The sequence below is a fragment of the Methanobrevibacter sp. V74 genome, assembly GCF_963082495.1.
Taxonomy (GTDB): domain Archaea; phylum Methanobacteriota; class Methanobacteria; order Methanobacteriales; family Methanobacteriaceae; genus Methanocatella.
The window spans coordinates 41,475-63,050 of the sequence record NZ_CAUJAN010000005.1; the positions used below are offsets into that span (position 1 = coordinate 41,475).

Here is a 21,576-nt window from a genome sequence, read left to right on the forward strand (position 1 = left end):
TAATTTATCAATATTTTTATACATATAAATACCTCCAAAAAAATAAATTAAACAAATTCAAGCAATTAAAACTAAAATAACCATCAAATAATGATAATTAACTTAAATTAACCACATTAATATTTAATTTTAAAAATATATAAAATTAACCAACAATTGGCTCTTGTCTCTTTCAAAAACTTGTGTGATAAATAGTTTATTCGATTAATCTATTCATTTAAAATTTTCAAAATAACTGATAAATTAGCTTTAAATTATTAAAAATAACTCCAAATATTAAGAAAAAGTTTTTAATAAAAAAACTTGCAGATATTTAAATCCCTAAGTTTTTGAAAGAGCCGGATTTTGGACTTAAAATTAACAATGAAACTCAAGAAGAAAAACTATTTTTCATTGCTAAACATGAAAATATGCTGTTAAATTTTGTTGAATTAACCTATAACTATTTCCAAATGGATTTTTCCAAAGTATTCCTGTGATTACAGCAATCATTTGTACGATCAACCACAATTATTCACTATTTTAGCAATGAAAACTTATTTAAAGACAACCTATCGCGAGATAATTGAATGTTTGGAACTTATGGATAAAATAAGAAAATTCCTAGGTCTTAATAAGCTACCACACTTCACAACTATTCAAAAATTCTTTGTAAGAATGTCAGACACCATAATTAAAAGATTTAAATGACTTAATTAATTTTTATGCATCCATCAGAATGTAAAATTAGTTGCCATTGGATGGAACTGGGCACACAAGCGACTATGCTGATAAAATTATTATGCACAAATAAGAGGCAAATCACGAAAAAGCTTACATTAAAAACCAATATTGCAATCAAATGTTGACACACGAATGATCCTAAAATTACGCAGCAAATAAAAGTCCAAAACATGATACACAATTCGCATTACCTTCAATTAGACAATTAATACCATACAAACCCCCTATTACATACTAGCAGACAAAGCCATATGATTTCCGAAGAAATAAGAAAAATGCATAAAATGAAGAAGTAGGAGCATTCGACCAAATACCATTAAAAAAAAGGTGCGACAACAGGACATTATAGATTAAATAGCGCTACAATCTTCTGGCATGATGTCTATGCACGAAGAATGAATGTTGAAAGCGTAATTTCCGTAATAAAAAGAAGAATTTAATGGCGTTAATTTTAGTAGAAGTACAAGACTACAGAATAAAGAAACAAAACTCAAAGATGTATTATATAACATTTATAGCCATACAAGTTTTTTAGAAGAGGGTTTCTACAAGGTTATTATTTAAATAAAAAAAGCAAAAAAATTCGATATTAATCTAAATTTAAACATGGTTTCTACAATGTTCAAAATAATTAATTTTGACAACATCCAATTAAAAAAATAAAAAGAAAATAGTTATTTTTTAACAACTATTTTACCAGTTTTTGATATTGCTTTGTAGGTAGCGTCACCAGCAAAGTTAACTTTGTATTTGAAAGTGCCTTTTTTCTTAAGTACAACTTTAAATGTGACTTTACCTTTAGAATTAGTAATACCATAGTAGGTTTTACCTTTAACTTTAAGAGTGACTATTTTACCTTTAATAACATTACTGACAGTTTTTAAAGTAATTACAACTTTTTTAGTCTTTTTAACTTTAAATGTCTTATTAGGAGCAGTGAGTTTAGTTGTTTTTAAAGTTGGTGTAACAGTCTTAGTATTTAAAGTAATTGCTGTTTGGGAGCCTGCATATTTACTAGTTTCAGCGAAATTAATAGCAACTTCTTTACCAGATTGTCCAGTAATTGTGAAAACACCATTTTCATTAGTAGTAATAGTTTGAGCACTTCCACCACCAATAGTATAAGTAATATTTTGGTTGTTTAAAGCCTTACCATAAATATCTGTTAAAGTAGCAGTAATTATCATGTCTTTTACATTGGTTACTTTAATTTGAGTTTGAACTAAATCAGCAGCAGGAATTACAATATCATCGCCGTTTTCGGTACCCCATTCAGTAGACCATACAACAACGACATTTACACCTTTAGCAACATCATTTCCAGTAACTGTAATATTAGCATACGGGTTTAAAACACTTTTTTTACAATTAATATGTAATAAAATGATAGAACCTGCAACAACATCACTACTGTTTAAAGTTACTTTGTTATTAGTTACATTAATGTCACCAAGACTACTTGCATAACCATGAGCAGTGTTACCTTGTTCAGCAGCAATTAAGAAGTTATTATTGATTGCTTTAAATGTGTTATTGTCAATGTAAACCCCAGATGCAGCTTTTTGAATACTGATTACCGGGAATTTGTCCCAGTAAATACTATTTTCTTTAAAATAACCGCAAGTATCAAATATGTTATTTTTAATAAAAGTGCCCTCGGTTGATGCTCCACCGAAGAAAATTGAATAGACATTATTTATAAATTTGTTTCCGATGATTTTAGCATCTCCACTACCTCCTGCAATAGAAATTGCATCAAGTACTGAACCATTAAAAGTATTGTTCTCAATATGGGCGAAATAAGAACCCATAATACTAATTACTTTAGAGCCTTTTTCCTTGTTTACACTAGGATCATTAACAAGTTTAGTAGCATAACCACCATCAAAGTAAGAATTTTTAACAGTGATATTGTTTGCAGATTTAACTACAACAGCCTGATTGAAGTTTTTGAAATAACAATTATCAACTACTCCACCCATAGCAGATCCTCCATTGAAATTAACACCAAAACCTGCTACAGTACCGTTATATGTAAAATTATTTTTAGGATTGTTATCTATAAATTTAATTCCTTGAATTGTGACATTTTGAGAAGTAATATAAAAAAATCCATCATTGTCGCCATAACCAAAAATAGTTGTAGTACCATTACCTTTAATAACTAAATTATCTTTATCAGCAACCTTTATAGTATGATTCTTAATATCATAAGACGCAAAATCACTTAAATCAACTATGCCTCCCGCAGTAGCTGTATCAACTGCTGTTTGAATAGCATCTGAAGTATTAGTGGTAGGTGCAACAGGATTAGCAGCCAATACATCCGCATTATCACTTCCAGATGAGATATTCAAGTTTTCATCCATTGCCACAACATTAGAAGCATCATCTGATGATACAACATCAGATACGTCTTCAGCTGAAACTGAACTAAGAGATAAAGCAATTAAAACAACTAAAAGGAAAGATAATAAAATCTTTTTGTTATCCATAATTTATTTCTCCATTTTTAAATTAACTAATAAAAATAAAAACTATTCATTCCAATATCATCTTTATTAATATCAGTTAATTTAATATTATATCGATATATAATATAAAGATTATTATTTATTGAAAATTTTGAAAATTCTTAAAATAAAATTAAAAATGAAATTAATTATTTTAAATACTTATTTTAATATATAAAGAAAGATATTGAATTAATATAATTATTTATTTATTTTTTTAAAGTATTTAATTAAAATAAAAAAATATACTAAAAATTAAAAATATGAAATATAATTCATAACGATTAAAAATGGATTTATCTAAAAAATTATCCAATAATATAAAAATATAACTAATAAAAACTTATAAATATTAAATAATTTACAAAATTAATAGATTTATATAAAAATAATTAAAAAAAAATATTTAATTAAAAAAAATCGAAGTAAAACTTATTATATAACAAGTATAAAAATTAAATTAACAAAATAAAAAGAATATTTAAAACCTAAAAGGAAGTGGTAAAAATAAAATTGACTAACATATTGTTTAATGTTACTAATTATCCTAATATCTTTAAATTCGGTTAATGCAATGGAGGATAATCAAACATCAACTATGAATATGAATGAAATTTCATTAGATGATAATCAAATATTAAGAAATTCGACTTTAAATCTTGAAAAAGAAATTTTAAATAGTGACAATCATGCAACAATCAAACTTAATCCTGGAACATATTACATTAACCATCTTGAACTAACTAAAAATTTAACAATTCAGGGAAACGGCAATCCAAGAGAGATTATTATTGATGGACAAAATAAATCTGGTATTTTTATAATAATGAATGACTCAATTCATATAACATTTAAAAATATCACATTCACAAATGCAAATAGTGAAAGATTTGGTGGAGCAATATCTATTGAAACTGGACATGTATATGTTGATAATTGTATTTTTGCCAACAATAGAGCCGGTGTTAATGCTGGAGGCATTTCAAATTATGGAACTGATGAAAATAAAGGTTATCTGTTAGTGAATAATTCATTATTTATAAATAATCATGCCGAACATGATGGTGGAGCCATAACAACCTGCTATGCAGATTCATATATTTATAATTCTGTTTTTATTAATAATTCAGCGCATAGAGATGGAGGGGCTATTCGGGTTAGTGTTTCCGGATATGGGAATGTTGAGGATTGTATTTTTATGTTCAACCATGCTGATGAATGGGGTGGAGCATATTATAGTTGGTCAGGCATCTCCCACATCAATAGATGTGTTTTCTTAAACAATAGCGCTGGAACAAATGGTGGAGCAGTAATGGTTTCTGGAAACTTGGATCTTAAAAACTCCATAATCATGAACAACAATGGGAAAAAAACTGGCGGATCATTTTACATTCAACAACCAATGTATGATGCTAAAACCATTATAAATGTACATGACAATCTCATAACAAACAACACTTCACCATATGGTCGGGAAATATTTATTAAATGGGACGACATTGGAAATTTATATACCAAATTTAACAATAATGATTGGGGAGATGAAAATCCTAATGATTCATCCATAATAGATCCGAACAATGTTACAAGTAGAAGTAAAGTAACTTCAACTATTAAATCTGATTTATTAAAAATTTTAAACTTAAATTTATTAGATAAATACGGTGATTTGATTAATAGTTACTTCCCAAATAATTCACTTAATGAATTTAAAAGCCTATTTAATAATAAACACACAAATCAGAATACAATTGAAAGTAAACCTAAATTAAGCACTATTAACCAATCTATTATAAATAATGAAGAAAAAACCAATATTGCTGGTAAAAATGATAATATAGATAAAGATAATAATTTCCATATTGTTAATTCCAGTGATAAAATAATTATTGAAAACACAACCAGCCATGGCAATGATAAAGAAGTTTATGAATTAAATGAACCTGACAGTTCAGTATCTAAACAAGTTAATGTTGTTTTAAGAATATTTATCATAGGCATGGCGGCAATGGTTATTTTATTATCAGTTGGATATAGAAAACAAAAGAATAAGAGTAAATAGTTAAAACTATTTACTTATTTACAATTTTTTTATTTAAGCTTCTCGCAAGTAAGTAATAATATATATAAAAACCACACCATGAAATAGCCGCAAATACACATGCAATTAAAATCCATGTTATTACTGGACCAACACCTAAATTAGTAGGCATCCACTTTAAATATATTGCAACTAAAAACAATACAGTCATTCCTATAAGCATTTGGAAAATTACCTGCAAAGGCATGGTAAGATTTTCTTTTTCATATATGAATCCACTTAAAGAAAATGCCCAACCAATAACAATGCCCCCAAGGAACAAATTAATCAATTCAGTACCTGAAAAACTAATATTTTGAGGCCCTGCATGAAGAGATATTAAAACAACTGCTAAAAGACAAATAAAAGCACCTAATGCCAAATGTTTAATTAAATCTGAAATATTCATTTAATCACCTATAAATCCAAAGCCTTTTTAAAATCAGGCAAATATTTTCTAGAGATGTTATCCTTTAAGCCATTTTTAAGTTCAATAAACATCATTCCTTTAAGTGAAGGAGCAACCCTTTTAATTCTTTTCAAATTAACAATAGTTGTTTTTGAAATTCTTATGAAATCTGAAGGCAAATCCTCCTCCACTTGATATAATGGCTTTTTGATTTGATATTGATTGTTTTGCGTGTAAACATTAACTTGCTTATCCTCCACGCGAAACATGAATATCACCCCAAATTCTAAAAGAGTAATATCCAAACCTTTTTTTTACAGCAAACATATCATTTGAATCCTCATTTTCAAGAATTGACATTGCTTTTGTAATATTATCAGTCAATTCATCGGTGTGAATATCAGCATAAGGTTCTTCAACATCTCTTGAAACAAACAAATTCACTTTCATATTTTAATCACTTAATTTTTCCATTTCTTCCTGTATCTTACGTTCTCTGTATTCCTCATCATCAAAACCATCAACAAATACAAATGCTTTTAAGAAATCAACTAAAACTCCGATTCCCCAGAAAAATAATGGGAATACTACCCACCAAAAACTTGGTGATGAAAACCCGTTAATAACTGCTAAAATTGCATTAACAATTAAATATGCTTTAAGATTTCTATAAAATTTAATTTTTTTATCAACTCGCTCTTCAGCTCTTGCACGTGAATCCGACATGATTATCGTCTCCAATTTAAGTTCGATAATAATACTTACTATAACTATATATAAATGAGTAATTATCAACTTTACTAAACTGCAGAATATACAAACTGAAATGCAAAAAGAAGACAATGAAAAATATTTTTAAATTCATATAGTGTTATATACCTATTCAAAAACCATTAATAATCAACCGGATTTTCCATTAAAACCATTGAAAAAATTCCAATTTAGGAAAAATATCTTCGTATAGATGAATTGATTAGATATAAGAAAACAAATCATGTGGATGATATTTATAAAAATAGCTGAATAATATTGCCATTATGCTATTGATTGTTCTAAAAACATTTGAAATGTAAAAAAAAAGGAGATTAGTAGGAGTTATAATACAGCTACTAAATAATACAAAATAGAAGTTATTGCTGGAACTGTCAAATTATCAATTCCACCATAACTAAATGCTTCACAGAGCGTTGCAACTAATGAAATCATAATTATATTAACAATATTAAATTCAGGCATTGTACATCCAATTGAAACGAAAACCATCCACACAAATACACTCATTACATTTGTTACAACAAACATTGTAAGTGATCCTTCAATGGATTTTGTACCTCCAAATACCTTGTATTTGATTTTACCAAATTTTTGACCAATTAATGCTGCAAATCCATCACCATATACCATTGGAACTATTGCTAAAGCAACAATCCAAATAAAGAATTTAAAATCATTTGCTGGTGAAAGCATAGAATATATTGCAATTAATAAAGTCCATATTCCTGCATAAAAAAATAACCCTAAAGCATGTCCGGATTCGGTTACACTATTGTCAATTTTAATTGGAGAATATTCTGTTAAGAAGAATAGCACTATTGTGATAGGAAGTGTTAAAAACCAAACCATTACCCATGGATCTGAGAAAAATGGCATTGCAAATATCATGTTACCTATCATAATATGTAAAAATTTACGTGAAACTTCAGGCCTAGTCTTTAAAACCATTTCAGCCACAATAAAAATAATTACTATATAGATATATACAACAATTAATGCGAGTACATCAAAGAATATCATTCGTCATCATACCCCCATATTCACATCCGGCATTTTCGATTTTTACATGGTCGATTAAAGTTCCATCTTTTTTATATAATTTGAGTTCACCCCAACCATTTCCACCATTCCATAATCGATTATGTCTCTTTTGACCATCTGGAGCTTCATAATTAAATAACATCATTTCATCACGTTTACAATAAAGAACTAACTCCATTTTAGAGTTTTTATTACTTGCATTAACATGCCAACTGTGAACTTCATCTCCCTCTTCAAAGTCAAAATTGATTTTTACAAGATTCCAGAATCTTGCAAAATTGTATTCATACATAGTGCCTTCATAATAAAATCCAATAAGCAATTTACGTGGAATTTCAATACCAAATGCTTTTGGTCTTCCACCACCTGCCTCAAATGCAGAATTATTTAATTTTTTACCAGATATAAGACTGGCCATATTGCATGATGAAATCCATAACCATGGAGAGGTAAAATCCCCTCCCCAGTTTTTATCAGCATAACCATATGATTTTTCAGGAATTACTTCATATTCCTCCCCATCCAACCAAATAGTTCCACTGTATTGAGTTTTGATTCCTTCAGCATGCCAAAACATTTCGAATGAATTTAATTTTCTAAATATTGAACTAGCACCATATCCAACATTAAAAGTGATTTGCTTATCGATGTCTAAATCCCACATCATATCTCCAGCATCACACATGTATTCCGGGTGATTTTTAGCATCTTCTTCAGAAACTCTTGCAAATCCACTCATATGAGTTTCTGTTAAACTACAATCCCCCACCTGAATATTTAACTCATCATCAGGACAGTTAAAGTATTTCATTGAGTAAAAATTGTGAATCTGTTTAGGGTTTTTACCCCAAGTTCCCGCTTTAATCATGCAATATGATGGTTTTTTACCTGTTTTTTGGTTTTCCGGCAATTGTCCGAGTGTTGGTTCTTCTTCAGCTAATGCTGGATTACATACAAAGTATTCTATAAAAAATGGTCTTTCTTCACCAGTTTTCTTATTGTAAGCCGTTAAAGAATGCCACCACCAATCATAACCTTTTTTAGCAAGTGGTCCTTTGAGCATATAATAATCTCTTTTCAAATCACTTTTATTCATATTAATCCTCCAGTAATATAATATAATATTTGTTAAAAATCGTTTTAAATAATTTATTATAAAATTAGAGTTAAAAATAGTAAAAAAAGAAGATAATTATCTTTTGGAATTCAATTCTTTAATATCATCACGATAATAAAAAGCAACAGTTAATATTATTAGCAATATTATGAATGACATGCCGGTGACTCTAAAGAAATCATCTTCATCAAGCAATATTTGCTTTACAACAGATCTGGATTGAGAACCCGAAATACTCTCATCGGAACTTCCTCCGTAACCACTATCTTGAAAAGTAGTGTCTTGTGTTTCATAATTTTGTGAAACATGATTTTCTTGGTTTTTAACATTATTACTCAAATCTTGTTTTTGACTGCGAGTACTGTTTTCCACATTATCATTATTCCCATTACTAGAACCCTGTCCTGAACCACCCTCACCATTCCCATATTCTTTACCTATATCCTCATAAAGTTGATAATGGGGAATATTTGAATAGGAATATTTGGTTGTTTGACCATTAATGGGTTTAGAAGTAGATTTGCTATTAGAATCATATGCATTATTCACCCTAGCATCATCCACAGTGGTTTTAACAATGACTCCATTTGAAAAATCGACATTGAATGTTGCAGCCCCTCCACTAATTGTCATTGTAACTTTATGGCCGTTGTCAATCCAATAGGATAAAGTTCTATCTGGAAGCAAGCTTGCAATATTTCCGTTCGAGTCTGTAAAAGTAGCTTGGAATGTATTAGTTCCTATTTGTGATACAGTAAATTTAAGGTTGTTTGATTTGATTTTAGGGCAAATTACTCCAGCACCCCCATACCAATTATCCCCAATGTCCAATCGTTGACCATTTTCACTATAATAAGTTTCTTTAGCTTCAACTTCACGATGTCCATTACCAATGATTGCATTATAACTAATATCCTGATTTTTAGGTTTTACATAGTCGTCATTGAATTTAATTCCTACATATGCATTATCTGCAATTACATTAGATTGAATAGAGTTGCTTCCAATAGAAGTTATTGAAATACCACTTTTAGTATTAGATTTTATGGAATTGCCTTTAATCTGGATGTTATTTCTGGCATTATAAACATGAACTCCATTATAATCATTTTTCGAAATAGTGTTTTTAGTTAAATATATGTTATCCGGACCACGGCCATAATTTACACCATTGATCTTTTTAGCTAAATAAACACCGTTTTGATTATTATTTGAAATAGTATTTCCATGAATATAGACTTGACTAGATTTTGCTATTTGAATACCGTTTTCACCATTATTCCTAATATTATTATTGAAAATATAAGTATAAGTTGAATCAGCAAGACTTATTCCACTTTTAGTGTTTTTGGAAATATCATTTTTGGAAATATTTAGATACTTTGTTCCTACTGCCACGATACCTTCACCACCTGAAGCAATATCATTATTAATGATTTTTACATAATCCACATCTCTGAGACTAATTCCATCACCACCGCATTTAATTTTGAATCCTTTGACTGTAGTAAGGGATGCGCTTTTTCCTTTAACTGTAATCACAGGATTTGTGGAACTTGTTAAGGTAGTGTCAACATTGCTTAATAATATTAAACTTTTGGTGATTATAAGATTGATATCTGAATAACTTGAACCTTCAAATAATATTACATTGTTTATTTTTGCATTATCTATTATTTGTTGGATTTCCGAGCTGCTTAACCCACTTGCAACTTCACGAGTATTATCCATTGTGATTTTAGTTGTAATGGATGAAGATTTGTAGTTAGAATTTCCCGCAAATTTAGAAACAATTTTGTATGTGCCATCATTTAACCTAATTTGAAAAGAGGCTATTCCATTTGAATCCGTATTTTTGTTATAGCTAACTCCATTTACAGTGAATGTGATTTTAGTATTTTTTAAAGCTTTATTATCCGCGTCTGTTAATTTAACTTTAAAGTAATCTCCAACAACATCAAAATCAACTGTACTGTTAACTGTAATTCGTGTATTTATCTGACCTGAAGTTTTAAGGGTTGTTTCAATTACATCACTTGTTTTTAATACATCCCAATCAATGCTGGTTGGCGAATCATCACTAGTTAAGTTATCAACTTCATTAGCCGCACTAAAATTTATTGTTAATAAAACCAACACAAGCAATGCAATAATAACCTTTTTATTTATCATATTTTCACCTCCTTTACAATCAATTTGTAAGAATTAAATATTGAAAATAATCCTTATAATATAGTATATAATATTTAATAATATATATTATTAATTATTTTTAAGTAAATCCAATATTTTATAAAATTAAGATATAAAAATTAATTTAATATGAAAATAATAAGTTTAATAATAAAAATAAAAAATGACATATACAAATAGTTATATCGAAAAATAAAAAAAATAAATCAGATTATAATGGATTATAATCTGCCGGAACCGGTGCAACAATACTTACAAAAATAAAGTCTTCATCACCAGTATTAGTAGCTCCATGACAAAGTCCTTTAGGAGTTACTGCAACTTGACCTTTTTTAATTGGAATATGATCTCCAACTTCAGGGTAGAATACTCCTTTCCCCTGAATACAAATCCAAATATCATCGGAATTGTTGTGAGTGTGACAAGCTACTTCCTGACCTGGTTTTACACACCATACAGACCCACTTGTTGAATCTGTTGAATAGAATACTGTTTTTACTGCTTCTTTTCCTTCAATTGCAAATTCTAAAATATCATATACTCTTTCATCCATAATAGAACCTCCAAGAACTAGTCAATTATTTAAATATTATTTTATAAAAACTTTTTGTTTAACCATCATATTCGCAATTATAGAATTAATATTGCCATTAATCCATCCAAGAACCATATTTATGATATATCATTAGTATAACGGCCTAAAAATTAATTATAAAATGATATGAATCCCGTAGAAATCTTGCCTCAAAAATAGATGAATCAGACATATCATCAAAAGGATGCGACATGACTCAAAATTTCAAACTTTGTATAAATTATCTAAATAAAATTATACACTATTTAAACAATTCAAAAAAAAATATAATTAATCTTAAAAACAACACCTATGTGGATCATCACTTAAAAGAATTAAAATTAAGTGAAGATTTGACTTCACTATTTCGTTCCATATACTCTGTCACCTGCATCCCCAAGACCAGGTAAAATATATGCATTTTCATTCAATTGTCTATCTACAACTGCACAGAATATTTTAACATCAGGATGCTCCTTTTCGATACATCTAATTCCCTCCGGAGCAGCGACAATGCATAGTAATTTAATTTCAGTTACTCCATCTTGTTTGAGCCTTGAAATTGTCGCTGATGCACTTCCTCCGGTTGCAAGCATTGGGTCAATGACAAAGACCTCCCTTTTATCAATTCCATCAGGCATTTTATAATAATATTCAACAGGCTGAAATGTTTCCTCATCACGATAAAGACCAATGTGACCTATTTTTGCATTTGGAATTACATTTAAAACACCTTCAACCATACCCATACCTGCCCTTAAAATCGGTACAAATGCATACCTATCTTCATTTAACATTCCAGTATCCATTTCTTCTAGCGGCGTTTTGATTGTTCCTTTTTCTAGTTTTGCATCCCTCATTGCTTCATATAGAAGAATTGTTGAGATTTCAGTTACTAATTCTCTAAATTCTTTTGTTCCAGTGTTTTCATCTCTTAAAATAGCTAATTTATGAGTTATCAATGGATGATTTAATACAAATTCATTCATGCTGTTCCTCCGGTATTAAAAGATTTAAAAGTACGCCAATAATTGCTGCAAGAGACATTCCAGATATTGAGATGGATAAATCACCAGACACGATAGATAATGTTGCCCCACCTAAACCTAAAACAAGCATTGTTGCAGCCACTACTACATTTTTAGTATTATTAAAATCAACTTGATGACTAATTAAGATTTTAAGTCCATTTACACAGATAAACCCATATAATAATACTGAAATTCCCCCTAAAACCGGTGCCGGAATAGCTGTTAGGAGTGCTGTCAAATGTCCTGAAAATGCAAATACAATAGCAATTAATGCTGCAAGACCTAAAACATGAGTTGATGCTACACGAGTCATACCAACAACAGACGTATTTTCACCATAAGTAGTGTTTGCAGGACCGCCAATAACAGCTGCTAAAAATGTAGCAAGTCCATCACCAAGAAGGGTCTTATTAAGTCCCGGATCTTCGATTAAATCACGGCCAATAATTTCACTTAATACTTTATGGTCACCTACATGCTCCACCATTGTTACTAAAGCAATTGGAACAATAGTTAAAACTGCTGCAAAGTTTAAATCATAATGCATAAATGGCAGATAGAATTTTGGAACTTCAACAATACTTGCTGTTAAAGCTTGTGAAAAATCAACCATCCCCAATACTGCCGCTACAACATAACCTACAATAATACCTAATAAAAATGGAATAACCCTTATAATTCCTTTTCCATGAATCGCAATAATTGCAGTTGTTAAAAATGAAACAAATGCAACCAATATATTGTTCAATTGGACAGTTGTTAAATTTAATCCAATTTCAGAAATAGCTGTTGGAGCAAGTGATAAACCAATAACCATAATCATTGGACCTACAACAACAGGAGGCAATAACTTATTAATCCAACCAGGACCAGAAAGATGGATTATCAAAGCAATAATCATATAAACTATACCTACAATCATCAGTGCAGTGAATACACTTCCAGTACCTCCTATTGCATATCCTGCAACCATTGGAGTGATGAATGCAAAAGAACTTCCCAGATAAACTGGACTTCTATTACGAGTACAAATAATGTAAATTAACGTACCTATACCTGATGATACTAATGCTACCGGAATTGACAAGATATCTGCTCCAGCCGTTGTATTGACAACAATTGGAACCAAAATTGTAGCTCCGAACATTGCACATACATGCTGAATAGCAAGTAAAATCCATCTAAGTGTAGATGGCTTATCAGCAACACCTAATATCATATTACTATTTTCTTCAACCATACATATCACAAAATTCTCATAAATTGATCAATAATTACCAAAAAATCTATTTAATAATATAAAAATATCTAAAATTTGTAAAAACTTATTTCAAATATAAAATAATAATTTTTGACTATTAATATATCTCTGAATAAAAGTATAAAATATTTATCTTTTTAGAAATGTGATTGAAAAATAAAAAAAAGTTGGGAAAATAAATCCCTAAAAAATTTAAATTTCCACAGATTTTCCTTTTTTAGCCCACCTAACAGTCATTGAAGTAAATGGTTGAGCTATTGCACTCCAAATTAAACTTAATACCCAATGTGAAATAATCATTATTAAAATATCCACTACAGAATATACTCCAACAAATGCCAAACCGATAAATATGAAATTATCTATTAGTTCACTTAAAGCAATAATCCCCAAGTTTTTAACAGAGGAATACTCCTCGCCAGCGTTTACCATAGTAGTAATTCTTGCATTTACAAAGTTACCGATTAAGTAACTAATGTAAGAAGCTATAAGAATTCTTGGAGTTTGAGTAAATACAAATGCAAGGCTTGAATCTCCAGTATAGAATGATGGAGAAGGCAAGAACAATATTAATGTTGTCATAAATACAAATAAAACATCTACACAAAGACCTAGAATAATGGTTCGACGTGCAGTTCTCTCACCATAAACATCTGCAATTACGTTAGTTAAAATATAAACTAAAGGATAAATTAAAACTCCAGCAGGAGTTTGCATACCTATAAAGTCTATACTTATGATTTTAACAGTGATTAAGTTTGCGATTGTGAATGCCATACAGAAAAATGCAGTAATAATTACTCTTTTTTCGGTAAAGTCAAAATTCAAATCCATACAAAATATATTAACTTTAAAAGTATTTAAATTTAATTAAACAAAACTTGACAATATTAAAGTAGAATTCAATTAATATAACTGTTTTTAAAATAAACAATGAAATAATTTAAGGTTATAAAATAGTTTAAAAAGCAATCAAAACCCTAACTCTAAAATCATCTCATTAACCTTCTGCTTTGCCCATTTCATACACAGATTAAAATGTGACTAAAACTTCAATTAGTAGAAATGATTATATTAATGAAGAAATTCCACTTTCTAAAATTCATGAAGTTAATGCTGATTTAAATCATTACATAGAATTTTGTGAACATACTAGTGAAACAGTAAAATATGCAATAGAAAACGTTGAAAAATAATTCCAATGAGGATGTTCACAGGAAGCTAATGAAAAACTGCATAATTTGAAATAAAACTATATACCATGTAGAAATTTCATCCACTCTTCACAAAAAACCAAATTGACGAATGCCTATTAAAATAAATAAGTTTTAAATCCAAAAAAGATGATTGTGAAGTTTACAGCAGCGCTTATCTTAATTTAGAAGAAAGCAAGGGAATAATTGCTGAAGCTATAAAAGTAAATAAATTAGTAACTAGTGTTCAGTGAGATTCTGCAATTTATGGTGCTGTTGGCAAGTAAATTATAGAATTAACAAACAGCATTGAATGATCCATTATTCATGGTGTAGGTTCTTTATTTGGAACTGTTAGCATGCTTGGAACTGAATTAATCTTACAAAACGTAATTATTACAAGACCAGAAGTTAGAACTCAAAAGCAAGATTTGAAAGCATTGCAAGCTTTTCTAAACATCATACCACAATAGGCATCTTATTATTTAAAAACAATGAATTTGCTAAAAACATAATTAACAATGACAACAATGACCTGTATTATAATTTTAGATATAAAATCATTAATAAACAATATATCAATAAATAGATACATGAGTCCGGTATCTAAAACTCCTGAAAAAACCCGACCTCCATAAAATAAAGTTGCTTCTTTAATTATATTATTGCTTTTCCGCTCAAAAACCCAAATTCTATTAGTTACATAAGCAAATAAAACAGAAAAAAACCATGCGAAAATATTAGATATTATATAATCAATATTTAAAAACTTGGCAAAAATTAAATAAACTACAATATTAACAATTGTAGTTAAAATGCCGAATATTAAATAAAGTATTAATTCTTTTTTCAATCCCATTACAATAACCTAGACCGCTATTAATTGATTATTAATTCAATTAACTACTTATTTTTAATAATATAAATATCACTATTTTTTCCAGAAATCTTTATAGTATCTATTTTTTCAAAATTATCATTTACTTTTCCACAACCAATATAGTAAATATTTTTATCATTATTTTCAATAATCAATTGATTTAACTTATTTGAGTTAATATCTTTAAATTCAATGGCATTATGTAATGTATGATTATCTAACACTATTCTATTAGTGTCTCTATTAAAATTATACTCTTCAGTTTTATCTAAATATCCATGATACCTTAAAAGTGTTACTCCATCCTCATAAATAACTGTATTATCTTCCCTATTCATTGTTTTAAATATTTTTTCATCATGAACTGTAGATTTATATATTGAAATATCTTTTGATATCGCTTGAGAAACTCCACCTATGGATAAAATTAATATAACTATTAGAACCATTATGATATTTTTATTATTATCTATTTTTCCTATTGATATAGCAAATACCAACCATAAAACACCAATTGATGGTAAAAGATATCTATCAATAATTATAGGTTGAGAAATTAATGAAAACCCAATTCCAATAAATATTACACCTAAAAATACACAAATTCCGGTTATAATATAAAAGTTTTCATCTTTTTTATTTTTTTTGTATTGAAAAATTACTAAAGATAAAATAATAATTAAACAAAATATTGCAAGACCATTGTCACTATATGAATTAGTTATCGCAAAAATAAAAAAGTTAATAGTTTCATCAACACCTATCGGTTTTATCCAAAAACTATCATTTACATTAATCATCTGTTGTAATAATATTGGAATCCAAGGAATATATAATATTATTAATGCAATAACCGAAATTATCCATTTCTTAAACTCATTTTCTCTTAATTTAGGTACAATATTATTTATTTTTCCTTTAATATCAATTCCACCATTATCTTTATTTATTTCATCATCTTTAATAAATAAAATGTATACTAATAACAGAAAATAAATTATACTTGAAGATAATGCTACAAAATAATGAGTATATGCCCCTAAAATTGTGAATAATGTAAGAAGTACCCAAGATTTTTTATTGGATTTCAACATGACATCTTTTAAATATATAAAAGACAACACAAAAAATAATAATGCCCAACTATACATTCTCATTATCATATAATTTATAAAAAAATCAGACATTACTCCTATAACAAATATAAAAATCCCTGCTGTAAACCAATCATAATCTTCTCTTATTTTTGTTCCAGAAATAATTAATAATATGAAATAAGGAATTACTGAAACAAATTTTGAAACAAAAATACTTTTTAATGGAATTTGTAATAAACTTACAATTTTTATTGAAAATTTTAATATTATATAATAAAGTGGAGGGTGAACATCACTAGAAGTGATTGATATTAATTGAAATATTGATGTATTAACTAATCCTAATGTAAAATATTCATCATACATGACAAAAGGATGTTTTATCAAATAAACCATAAAACTTAATATAATCAGACTTATTAAAAATAAACTTATCCCTACCCAATCTTTTTTAATCTTAATCATAATTTTCCCATTATATATTTAATTACTCTTAAAATTTTTTTCTTTAACTAAATAAATCGGCCTTTTTTTAGTTTCAATATAGGTTTTTTCCAAATATTTACCTAATATTCCAATAGATAACAATTGAATACCGCCTAATAATAAAATAACACATATTAAAGAAGTCCAACCTTGAACAGCATCACCAAAAACTAAATTTTTAAATACAACAACACCTATTAAAATAAAAGAAATTATTGAACATAAAATGCCCATAAATGTTGAAATTGATAAAGGAAGGGTTGTAAAAGCAACGATAGCCTCTATGGAATATTTAAATAGTGACCAAAATGACCAGCTTGTCTCACCATTTATCCTTTCAATATTTTCATATTCAAGCCATTTATTTTTAAAACCGACCCATTGAAATATTCCCTTAGAAAAACGATTATATTCATTTAATTCCAGAACAGAATTAACAACTTGTCTTTTCATCATCCTATAATCTCTTGCACCATCGACCAAATCCACGTCTGAAAAACTCATTAATTTATAAAATAATCTTGCAAAAAATGACCTGATAATGGGTTCTCCCTTTCTTGAAACTCGTCTAGTAGCTACACAATCAAAATCTGAATCCTCAAGAATACTTATCATTTCAGGAAGTAAACTTGGAGGATCTTGTAAGTCCACATCCATTATAACTACATAATCCCCAGAACTATTTACAAGACCTGCATATAACGCAGATTCTTTCCCAAAATTTCTTGAAAATGAAATGAACTTAACATTGTTATCTTGTTTAGATAAAGTTTTAATATTTGATAAAGTATTATCACTTGAACCATCATCTACAAAAATAAACTCATAATTAATTTCATTATTAGAAAAATTATCTAAAATATGAGTTGTTTCCTCATAAAAATCAAAAATAGCGTTTTCTTCATTAAAACATGGAACGATAACACTAATAAGAAACATGATGCATCACAAAATTAACCTTTATAAAAATATTACATTTTAATATTTTACTTCATCATATTTATAATTATAGTTTTACTTTCATTTTTTGATGGTTTTTGGGTTTGTCTCTTCCAAAAACTTGTGTGATTTGAATTTCCACTAGTTTTTGAATCACGAAATTTTTTCTTTATTTTAAAAACCTTGTAGAAACCATCCTTTAAAATATTTGTAATGCTCTGTAAATGTTGTATAATACTTTTTTGAGTTTTGTTTCCTTATTTTGGAGTGATGTACTTCTACTATAGTTTCCACCGCCAAATCTTCATTTTATTACAAAAATAACACTTTCTACATTCATTCTTCGTGCGTAAACATCGTGCCAGAAGATTGTAGCGCCGTTTAGTCTGTAATGTCCTGTTTTTGCTCGTGTTTTTAATGGTATTTGGTCATGCTCCTAATTCTTCGTTAATGCATTTTTTTATGGGTTCTGTATCGTATGCTCTGTCTGCTAGGGTGTAGTGTGGTTTGTATGATTTTAATTGTCTTATTGATGCTATTGCGAATTGTGTATCGTATTTTGGACCTCGATTTGCTGCGTAATTTAAGATCATTCTTGTGTCGACATCGATTGCAATATGTTTTTTAATGTAACTTTTTCTGCATTTTCCCCTTATTTTTGCGTAATAATGGTCAGCATAGTCACTTGTGTGGCCAGTTCCATCCATTGCAGCCAATTCACAATCTATTGGATGTATAAATAATATTAAATTGTTTAATTCTTTCAATTTTGTGGCTGACATTCGGACAAAGAATTTCTGGATTGTTGTGTAATGTGGTAACTTTGTAAGTTTTAGAAATTTGGTTATTTTATCAGAAACGTCTAAAAACTCAATTATTTCACGATATGTTGATTTTAAGTAAGTTTTCATTAATAAAATAGTAAATAATTGTGGTTGATTATAAATATGATTGCTATAATCACTGGAATACCTTGGAAATATCCCTCTTGCATAGTTAAATGTTAATTCAACAAAATCAAGCAATTTATTTTGGTTTTAACCAATTTTAAATAGTTTTTCCCCATTTGTTTTTCCATTAATCTCAAGTCCAAAATGTTTAAATGTCTAGAATTCAAATAGTAATATGGAGAATAGTTTATTTTACTATACATATTAATAATTATTCTCCATTCTACTATTTATAACTTTCCATCATGTTTTTTGATTAATAGCAAGTATTATTTCAAGTGTAAAAAAATTAAAGCAATAAAATCGCTTAAACTCTAAATTTAAGCATTCTTGAAAAAATTTTTTGCGAAGAACAAAATCAAGTGTAAACCAAAAAGAAGAATAAAATATTAAAATCAAAAATAAAGAGAAAATATGAATTATCTGACAAAATAAGCAAATATTAACGATATTCACTCAAATTTTGACATGGTTTCTACAAGGTTAAAAATTAAAAATCAGTACCAAATCGGACACTTCCAATTTATAAATAGAATCCCCCAAAACTTAACTTTCTAGTAATGCTGAAACAAAGGGGAGATTTAAAAATAACAAAATTATGAAAAAAATTTTTCTTTTAAATGCATAGATTCGCATGGACATTTAATCACAAAAAATTAAAATTCAGTTGACTCTTGAATATTGTCCCAATTTTCACAGAACCACTCATGAGTCCTTTCAAGTCCCTCGTCAAATGAAACTTTAGGAGAGTATCCTAAGATATCTTTTGCTTTATCAATTGAAGATAATAACTTAGTTTTTGCATCCCAATCACGACGGGCAACATAATTAATACCTGCTTCGTTTCCAGTTAATGTATTTACCCTGTTAGCCATGTCGATTACTTTGTGATCTTTACCTGAACCTAAATTGATAGCTTCACCTATAGCTTCTTCTTCAATGCCCATAGCAACCAAACCATTACAGATATCATCGACAAAAGTCCAATCCCTTGTTTCTGAGCCATCTCCAGTAATTGGTAAAGCTTGCCCATTTTTAGACCAGTACATAAAGTTTGGAATAACGTTTCTGTATTTACCTGGAACTTCACCAGGACCAAATACATTAAAGAATCTTGCATTTACAATGTCCATATCATATAAGTTATGGAAATAATTAGTATAAAGTTCTCCTAAGAGTTTTGTTACCTGATAAGGAGTGTGAAGTGAAATTGAAATATCGTGTTCTTGGAATGGCATTTTAGAGTCAAGGCCATAAACACCACATCCAGATGAAGAGTAAACAAACCTATCAACACCAGTAAGTTGTGCATATTGAAGTACTTTTAAAATTCCAATACCGTTAACCATTAAATCTTTTTCAGGATTATCAACACTGTTTTGATTTGCAAAGTGGGCCGCTAAATGATATACGTAATCTGGTTTTTGTTTAAATACTCTTTTTAAAACAGCATCATCTAAAATATCCCCTTGGATAAACTCAATATTATCTCTAGAAGGAATATTCCATTCATATGCAGATGAAAGATTATCCAAAATAATTACTTTTTCAGCACCTAAGTCTGAAAATTTACGGGTTAGATTACTTCCAACACAACCTGCCCCACCAGTTACAAGGATTGTTTTATCTTGATATTCCATATATTCTTTCATAATTATCACTTTAAATTTATTTTTTAGCTCTGCCAACTCTGCGAGCAATAACCATTTCTCCAACGGAAATTAACCCTGCAAAGAATTTTTCAAGTCCTCCTGTTGCCCAAATTGCTTCACCAAATGTAGAACTCATAATATTAGCTTCATATTCTTTAGGGGAAACTTTTTGGCCAGTTGTCTTTTTAGATACTAAAGCAGATGCCAACATTAATTCATCCCAAGTTACTCCCTTGAGTTGGTTTTGCATCGCCTTATATAAACTTTCAACTTTAATGTCATATAAATCTGATAGCAACACCACAATATCACAAGAACGAATCATACCTATTACCTGATTATCATCATTCAATACAGGAACTGTAACAAATTTATTGTTTGCAGTTAAAATTACTGCTTTTCTTGCAGGATCATCTTCATGAACTGTAGAAACTTGATCAGAACTATTCATTACTTCTGAAATTTTTTCATTACCTTCCCTTAGACCTTTTGTAATGTCAAATGCTGTAATCCATCCAATTAATTGTTGTTTATCATTTACAACAGGACAAGTAAACCGTCTAACTTCCTCCATAGCTTTTGAAGCTTCAACAACACTATCATTAGCGTTTAAGTATACGAAATTTTTATCCATCAATTCTTTTGCTTTCATAAACAGACACC

Annotated in this window: 20 protein-coding genes; 2 read left to right on the forward strand and 18 right to left on the reverse strand. The window is 28.7% G+C overall.

Features of this window, described 5'->3' with window-relative positions:
* Positions 1 to 1,397: 1,397 nt before the first annotated feature.
* Complete coding sequence (locus Q9969_RS09200; RefSeq protein WP_305557067.1) at positions 1,398 to 3,218, reverse strand: hypothetical protein; 1,821 nt, start codon at positions 3,216 to 3,218, stop codon at positions 1,398 to 1,400.
* 592 nt (positions 3,219 to 3,810) lie between these two features.
* Here Q9969_RS09200 and Q9969_RS09205 point away from each other — a divergent pair.
* On the forward strand, positions 3,811 to 5,298 hold the full coding sequence (locus Q9969_RS09205; RefSeq protein WP_305557069.1) for a hypothetical protein: 1,488 nt from the start codon (positions 3,811 to 3,813) through the stop codon (positions 5,296 to 5,298).
* A gap of 10 nt (positions 5,299 to 5,308) precedes the next feature.
* Here the strand turns inward: Q9969_RS09205 and Q9969_RS09210 are convergent, their stop codons facing one another.
* The 11 genes from Q9969_RS09210 to Q9969_RS09260 all read right to left on the reverse strand — a co-directional run bounded on the left by Q9969_RS09210 (position 5,309) and on the right by Q9969_RS09260 (position 14,550).
* Positions 5,309 to 5,725: a DUF3021 domain-containing protein gene (locus Q9969_RS09210; RefSeq protein ID WP_305512228.1), complete on the reverse strand. Its 417-nt coding sequence runs from the start codon at positions 5,723 to 5,725 to the stop codon at positions 5,309 to 5,311.
* Positions 5,726 to 5,733: 8 nt separating this feature from the next.
* Complete coding sequence (locus Q9969_RS09215) at positions 5,734 to 5,994, reverse strand: LytTR family DNA-binding domain-containing protein (RefSeq protein ID WP_305557072.1); 261 nt, start codon at positions 5,992 to 5,994, stop codon at positions 5,734 to 5,736.
* The gene (locus Q9969_RS09220; protein WP_305512230.1) at positions 5,975 to 6,175 is read right to left on the reverse strand and encodes a hypothetical protein; all 201 of its coding nucleotides are present in this window, start codon (positions 6,173 to 6,175) and stop codon (positions 5,975 to 5,977) included. The genes Q9969_RS09215 and Q9969_RS09220 overlap by 20 nt, the downstream gene beginning before the upstream one ends.
* Positions 6,176 to 6,178: 3 nt before the next feature.
* Complete coding sequence (locus Q9969_RS09225; protein WP_305557074.1) at positions 6,179 to 6,451, reverse strand: 2TM domain-containing protein; 273 nt, start codon at positions 6,449 to 6,451, stop codon at positions 6,179 to 6,181.
* Between the two features lie 369 nt (positions 6,452 to 6,820).
* Entirely contained in the window at positions 6,821 to 7,447 is a 627-nt protein-coding gene (locus tag Q9969_RS09230) for a diacylglycerol/polyprenol kinase family protein (RefSeq protein WP_305557076.1), read from the reverse strand.
* Positions 7,448 to 7,505: 58 nt separating this feature from the next.
* Entirely contained in the window at positions 7,506 to 8,636 is a 1,131-nt protein-coding gene (locus Q9969_RS09235; protein ID WP_305557078.1) for a tocopherol cyclase family protein, read from the reverse strand.
* A 96-nt stretch (positions 8,637 to 8,732) separates the two neighbouring features.
* Positions 8,733 to 10,829 (reverse strand): right-handed parallel beta-helix repeat-containing protein, encoded by a 2,097-nt coding sequence (locus Q9969_RS09240; protein ID WP_305557080.1) that lies wholly within the window; start codon positions 10,827 to 10,829, stop codon positions 8,733 to 8,735.
* 232 nt (positions 10,830 to 11,061) lie between these two features.
* A complete protein-coding gene (locus Q9969_RS09245) occupies positions 11,062 to 11,403 on the reverse strand; it encodes a cupin domain-containing protein (protein WP_305557082.1) in 342 nt (113 codons plus the stop codon).
* A gap of 383 nt (positions 11,404 to 11,786) precedes the next feature.
* Positions 11,787 to 12,413, reverse strand: coding sequence for a uracil phosphoribosyltransferase (gene upp / locus Q9969_RS09250; RefSeq protein ID WP_305512245.1), 627 nt, complete (start codon positions 12,411 to 12,413; stop codon positions 11,787 to 11,789).
* A complete protein-coding gene (locus Q9969_RS09255; protein ID WP_305512247.1) occupies positions 12,406 to 13,695 on the reverse strand; it encodes a uracil-xanthine permease family protein in 1,290 nt (429 codons plus the stop codon). The genes upp and Q9969_RS09255 overlap by 8 nt, the downstream gene beginning before the upstream one ends.
* A 213-nt stretch (positions 13,696 to 13,908) precedes the next feature.
* Positions 13,909 to 14,550, reverse strand: coding sequence for a queuosine precursor transporter (locus Q9969_RS09260; RefSeq protein ID WP_305512248.1), 642 nt, complete (start codon positions 14,548 to 14,550; stop codon positions 13,909 to 13,911).
* Between the two features lie 206 nt (positions 14,551 to 14,756).
* Here Q9969_RS09260 and Q9969_RS09265 point away from each other — a divergent pair, with 206 nt between their 5' ends.
* Positions 14,757 to 14,912, forward strand: coding sequence for a hypothetical protein (locus tag Q9969_RS09265; RefSeq protein ID WP_305512249.1), 156 nt, complete (start codon positions 14,757 to 14,759; stop codon positions 14,910 to 14,912).
* 478 nt (positions 14,913 to 15,390) lie between these two features.
* Here Q9969_RS09265 and Q9969_RS09270 read toward each other — a convergent pair whose 3' ends face one another.
* From Q9969_RS09270 to Q9969_RS09295, 6 genes are all read right to left on the reverse strand, one after another.
* On the reverse strand, positions 15,391 to 15,768 hold the full coding sequence (locus Q9969_RS09270; RefSeq protein WP_305557084.1) for a GtrA family protein: 378 nt from the start codon (positions 15,766 to 15,768) through the stop codon (positions 15,391 to 15,393).
* 44 nt (positions 15,769 to 15,812) lie between these two features.
* Positions 15,813 to 17,351 carry a hypothetical protein gene (locus tag Q9969_RS09275; RefSeq protein WP_305557086.1) on the reverse strand — a complete coding sequence of 513 codons (1,539 nt, stop codon included), beginning with the start codon at positions 17,349 to 17,351 and terminating at the stop codon, positions 15,813 to 15,815.
* 18 nt (positions 17,352 to 17,369) lie between these two features.
* Entirely contained in the window at positions 17,370 to 18,311 is a 942-nt protein-coding gene (locus Q9969_RS09280) for a glycosyltransferase family 2 protein (protein WP_305557089.1), read from the reverse strand.
* Between the two features lie 428 nt (positions 18,312 to 18,739).
* The gene (locus tag Q9969_RS09285; RefSeq protein ID WP_305557091.1) at positions 18,740 to 19,336 is read right to left on the reverse strand and encodes a transposase; all 597 of its coding nucleotides are present in this window, start codon (positions 19,334 to 19,336) and stop codon (positions 18,740 to 18,742) included.
* 581 nt (positions 19,337 to 19,917) lie between these two features.
* Entirely contained in the window at positions 19,918 to 20,913 is a 996-nt protein-coding gene (locus tag Q9969_RS09290) for an NAD-dependent epimerase/dehydratase family protein (protein WP_305512559.1), read from the reverse strand.
* Between the two features lie 16 nt (positions 20,914 to 20,929).
* Complete coding sequence (locus Q9969_RS09295) at positions 20,930 to 21,565, reverse strand: CBS domain-containing protein (protein ID WP_305557093.1); 636 nt, start codon at positions 21,563 to 21,565, stop codon at positions 20,930 to 20,932.
* Positions 21,566 to 21,576 lie beyond the last annotated feature (11 nt).

Coding starts and splice junctions, on each gene's coding strand:
- Q9969_RS09240 (WP_305557080.1), bottom strand. CDS start 10,829: ATGATAAATAAAAAGGTTATTATTGCATTGCTTGTGTTGGTTTTATTA.
- Q9969_RS09260 (WP_305512248.1), bottom strand. CDS start 14,550: ATGGATTTGAATTTTGACTTTACCGAAAAAAGAGTAATTATTACTGCA.
- Q9969_RS09270 (WP_305557084.1), bottom strand. CDS start 15,768: ATGGGATTGAAAAAAGAATTAATACTTTATTTAATATTCGGCATTTTA.
- Q9969_RS09220 (WP_305512230.1), bottom strand. CDS start 6,175: ATGAAAGTGAATTTGTTTGTTTCAAGAGATGTTGAAGAACCTTATGCT.
- Q9969_RS09225 (WP_305557074.1), bottom strand. CDS start 6,451: ATGTCGGATTCACGTGCAAGAGCTGAAGAGCGAGTTGATAAAAAAATT.
- Q9969_RS09215 (WP_305557072.1), bottom strand. CDS start 5,994: ATGTTTCGCGTGGAGGATAAGCAAGTTAATGTTTACACGCAAAACAAT.
- Q9969_RS09230 (WP_305557076.1), bottom strand. CDS start 7,447: ATGGTTTTAAAGACTAGGCCTGAAGTTTCACGTAAATTTTTACATATT.
- Q9969_RS09200 (WP_305557067.1), bottom strand. CDS start 3,218: ATGGATAACAAAAAGATTTTATTATCTTTCCTTTTAGTTGTTTTAATT.
- upp (WP_305512245.1), bottom strand. CDS start 12,413: ATGAATGAATTTGTATTAAATCATCCATTGATAACTCATAAATTAGCT.
- Q9969_RS09205 (WP_305557069.1), top strand. CDS start 3,811: ATGGAGGATAATCAAACATCAACTATGAATATGAATGAAATTTCATTA.
- Q9969_RS09290 (WP_305512559.1), bottom strand. CDS start 20,913: ATGAAAGAATATATGGAATATCAAGATAAAACAATCCTTGTAACTGGT.
- Q9969_RS09295 (WP_305557093.1), bottom strand. CDS start 21,565: ATGAAAGCAAAAGAATTGATGGATAAAAATTTCGTATACTTAAACGCT.
- Q9969_RS09275 (WP_305557086.1), bottom strand. CDS start 17,351: ATGATTAAGATTAAAAAAGATTGGGTAGGGATAAGTTTATTTTTAATA.
- Q9969_RS09235 (WP_305557078.1), bottom strand. CDS start 8,636: ATGAATAAAAGTGATTTGAAAAGAGATTATTATATGCTCAAAGGACCA.
- Q9969_RS09245 (WP_305557082.1), bottom strand. CDS start 11,403: ATGGATGAAAGAGTATATGATATTTTAGAATTTGCAATTGAAGGAAAA.
- Q9969_RS09280 (WP_305557089.1), bottom strand. CDS start 18,311: ATGTTTCTTATTAGTGTTATCGTTCCATGTTTTAATGAAGAAAACGCT.
- Q9969_RS09255 (WP_305512247.1), bottom strand. CDS start 13,695: ATGGTTGAAGAAAATAGTAATATGATATTAGGTGTTGCTGATAAGCCA.
- Q9969_RS09210 (WP_305512228.1), bottom strand. CDS start 5,725: ATGAATATTTCAGATTTAATTAAACATTTGGCATTAGGTGCTTTTATT.